At 62.9% G+C, this 1,012-nt stretch carries 1 protein-coding gene and 2 pseudogenes; all 3 read right to left on the minus strand.

The window, feature by feature from the left end; all coding sequences use genetic code 11:
* Window positions 1-20: 20 nt before the first annotated feature.
* Window positions 21-239 carry a transposase domain-containing protein gene (locus tag CKW40_RS45900; RefSeq protein ID WP_369333071.1) on the minus strand — a complete coding sequence of 73 codons (219 nt, stop codon included), beginning with the start codon at window positions 237-239 and terminating at the stop codon, window positions 21-23.
* A gap of 29 nt (window positions 240-268) precedes the next feature.
* Window positions 269-331 (minus strand): annotated as a pseudogene (locus tag CKW40_RS45905) (hypothetical protein); the annotation flags it as partial.
* 52 nt (window positions 332-383) lie between these two features.
* Window positions 384-1,001 (minus strand): annotated as a pseudogene (gene tnpC / locus CKW40_RS45910) (IS66 family transposase); the annotation flags it as partial.
* Between the last annotated feature and the right edge of the window lie 11 nt (window positions 1,002-1,012).

Below are 1,012 nucleotides of genomic sequence, written 5' to 3' on the forward strand. Positions count from 1 at the left end.
GTAAGCGCCTCGCCGATCGCCTATGGATTTGGGCTTGACGTTTTCCGGAATCGCCAGGGCATGAGTTCCCCGATCTGGCTCTGCGGATGGCCGTTGATGATGGCGTCGAGGGTTTCGGCGAGGTAAGCAACGGGATTGACGTCGTTGAGCTTGCAGGTGGCCACGACGGATGAGAGCAGCGCCCAGTTTTCGGCCCCGATCTCATGGCCAGCAAACAGGGCATTTTTCTGGTCAGGCATAGTGGTCGGATGGCGTTTTCGACCGGGTTGGTATCGAGCTCGAGCCGGCCATCGTCCAGGAAGCGGGTGAGCCCTTCCCAAGGCAAGACCATAGCGGATGTCTTCGGCCAGCTTTGAACCCGAGGAGATCATCGACAATTGCTTTTCAAACCACGGCTTCAAGGCGGCGATGATCGGGGAGGAGTGCTGTTGTCGCGCGGCGAGCCGAGCTTGTGGCGTCATGCCGCGCACCGTCGCCTCGACGGCGTAGAGCGTGGCGATCTGGCGCACGGCGGCTTCGGCGATCGGGGACTTGGTGTTGCGCGCCAGCTTCACAAAACGTCGGCGCAGATGGGCCCAGCAATGGACGAGCTTCCACGGTCCTTGCGGCCGTTCCAGGCGCGTCAGCCGGTCATAGCCCTCATAGGCGTCAACCTGCAGGAACTCTCCGCCGAAGCCTTGGAGGAAGCGTTCGGCATGCTCGCCGCCGCGCTCCGGCGCATAGTGGAACAGCACAATGGGCGGGCCTTGGCCACCATGGCCGCGATCATCGCAAGCGATCGCCCAGAAGAAGCCCTTCTTGACCTTGCCGCGTCCGGGATCGAGCACCGGCGCCGTGGTCTCGTCCATGAACAGACGATCCGCGCCAGCCAGATGCCAGCTCATGTGACTGGCGACGGGCTTGAGATGGAAGCAGGCTCGGCCAGCCCAATTGCCCAGTGTCGCGCGATCCAACTGGATGCCCTGGCGAGCGTAGATCTCGGCCTGCCGGTAGAACGGCAAGTGATCGCCGA

The sequence above is a fragment of the Mesorhizobium carmichaelinearum genome, from assembly GCF_900199455.1.
Lineage (GTDB): Bacteria > Pseudomonadota > Alphaproteobacteria > Rhizobiales > Rhizobiaceae > Mesorhizobium > Mesorhizobium carmichaelinearum.

Bases quoted from the DNA above. Each gene is read 5' to 3' on its own strand.
- CKW40_RS45900 (WP_369333071.1), bottom strand. From the start codon at position 239: ATGCCTGACCAGAAAAATGCCCTGTTTGCTGGCCATGAGATCGGGGCC.